Source organism: Bradyrhizobium diversitatis (genome assembly GCF_016031635.1).
Classification (GTDB): Bacteria; Pseudomonadota; Alphaproteobacteria; order Rhizobiales; family Xanthobacteraceae; genus Bradyrhizobium; species Bradyrhizobium diversitatis.
Genome location: NZ_JACEGD010000092.1, coordinates 1 through 2,246 on the forward strand (window position 1 = coordinate 1; position 2,246 = coordinate 2,246).

The 2,246-nt window shown below is 67.5% G+C and carries 2 protein-coding genes; both read left to right on the forward strand.

Going from position 1 to position 2,246, the window contains the following annotated elements:
- The coding region (locus H1B27_RS39545) for a methyl-accepting chemotaxis protein (RefSeq protein ID WP_246516076.1) at nt 1-790 on the forward strand (790 nt) is incomplete at its 5' end.
- A 272-nt stretch (nt 791-1,062) separates the two neighbouring features.
- Nucleotides 1,063-2,246: methyl-accepting chemotaxis protein (locus H1B27_RS39550; RefSeq protein WP_197969766.1), on the forward strand; the 1,184-nt coding region annotated here is incomplete at its 3' end.

Genomic DNA, 2,246 nt, shown 5'->3' on the forward strand with positions numbered 1-2,246 from the left:
CGGCCTGATGGCCTCCGGCTCCGGTGAGCTCGAGGCCACCGCCAAGTCGATGTCCTCGACCGCCGAAGGCACCAACCGCCGTGCCTCCGTGGTCGGCTCCGCCGCCACCGAAGCCAGCCAGCGCGTCCAGACCGTCGCGGCCGCCGCCGAAGAGCTCTCTTCCTCCATCACCGAGATCAGCCGTCAGGTCGCGCAATCCGCCGAGGTCACCGGCCGCGCCGTCGACAGTGCCCGCCGCACCGACACCATCGTGCGCGCACTGTCCGACGGCGCCCAGCAGATCGAGCACGTCGCCGAGCTGATCTCCAGCATCGCGGCACAGACCAACCTGCTCGCGCTCAACGCCACCATCGAGGCCGCCCGCGCCGGTGAAGCCGGCCGCGGCTTTGCCGTCGTCGCCTCCGAGGTGAAGTCGCTGGCGAGCCAGACCGCGGAAGCCACCCGCGAGATCGGCGACAAGATCGCCCAGATCCAGGGCGCGACCAAGGAAGCGGTGGACGCCATCGGCGGCATCACCGCCACCATCGAAGAAGTCAGCCGCATCGCGACCTCGATCGGCGCCGCCATCGAGGAGCAAGGCGCCGCCACGGCCGAGATCGCCCGCAGCGTCTCGCAGACCGCGGAGGCAACCAAGGAGGTCACCACCAATATCGGTGTCGTCTCCACCGCCGCCAACGAGACCGGCAACGCCGCCGGCATGGTGCTCGCTGCGGCCTCGAACCTCTCCAAGCAGGCCGAGCAGCTCTCCGGCGAGGTCGGAACGTTCCTGTCAGGTGTGCGCGCGGCGTAAGCTGCGCAGCATCTGGTGGCGGTCCGACCGCGACGCCGTGCATCGGCGAATCGATGCCTCGATCGAACCCGGCGGATCGCGCGAACACGGGCACGATCCATTTTTTTTGAATGCGTCGTCGCAAGCGCCGGCCGTTCGCCTGCGTATGCCTGTCCACGACTGCGCAGATTGCGCTGCGCCTGAACGCGCCATCTTCTCCGTTCAGGAATGGTAAGAATTTCCTGATACGGCTGCGCGAGAACAAGCATTCTACAACCGTTCCCGAGGCCGTCATGTCGCTGCTCAGTCACCTGAAGATCCGCACCAAGCTCGCTAGCATGGTCTGTCTCGCGGCGCTCACCGTCACCGCTCTCATCGTCGGGTCGAGCTATCTCAGCAAGACCCGCATGCTCGAAGATCGCGCACGCCAGATGCAGACGGCGGTCGATCTGCTGCACGGCTTCGCGCAATCGCTTCAGGACGATGTGACCGCCGGCAAGATGACGCTCGCCGATGCGCAAGCCCAGTTCAAGCTGCGCGGCCGGCAGATGAAGTTTGGCGGTGGCCAGGGCTATCCCGTCGTCTACACCGCCGATTCAACCGTTATGATGAACGGCGGCGCGCCTCAGCTCGAGGGCAAGAACAACGGGATCAAGGATGCCAATGGCATCGTGATCGGCGATGCCACGGTCAGCACGGCCAAGCAGGCGGCTGAAGGCGCGATCCTGTCCTATCTCTTCCCGCGTCCGGGCGAGACCGTTCCGGTTCGCAAACTGGTGTTCGCGCGCCACTTTGCGCCCTGGAACGTCGCGATCGCCTACGGCCTCTACGTCGACGACATCGACGCCGACGTGCGCGCGCTAACACTGCAGCTCGGTGCGATCGGCATCGGCCTGATGCTGCTGATGGCGGCGCTGTCCTGGCTGATCGCCCGCGACGTGCTCGGCGCGCTCGACCGCCAGAAGAATCGCATGCAGGAGATTTCCGAAGGCGCCATCGACAAGCCCGTCGAGGAGACCGATCGCGGCGACGAGATCGGCCGTATGGCCGAGACCCTCGAAATCCTGCGCCAGACGGCCTTGACGGCGCGCGCGCTGGAGGCCGAACAGGCCGCCACCAAGACGCGCACCGAACAGGAGAAGCGCGAGGCGCTGATCGCCCTCGCCGACCGCTTCGATGCCTCCGTCGGCCAGCTCGTCGGCCTGATGGCCTCCGGCTCCGGTGAGCTCGAGGCCACCGCCAAGTCGATGTCCTCGACCGCCGAAGGCACCAACCGCCGTGCCTCCGTGGTCGGCTCCGCCGCCACCGAAGCCAGCCAGCGCGTCCAGACCGTCGCGGCCGCCGCCGAAGAGCTCTCTTCCTCCATCACCGAGATCAGCCGTCAGGTCGCGCAATCCGCCGAGGTCACCGGCCGCGCCGTCGACAGTGCCCGCCGCACCGACACCATCGTGCGCGCACTGTCCGACGGCGCCCAGCA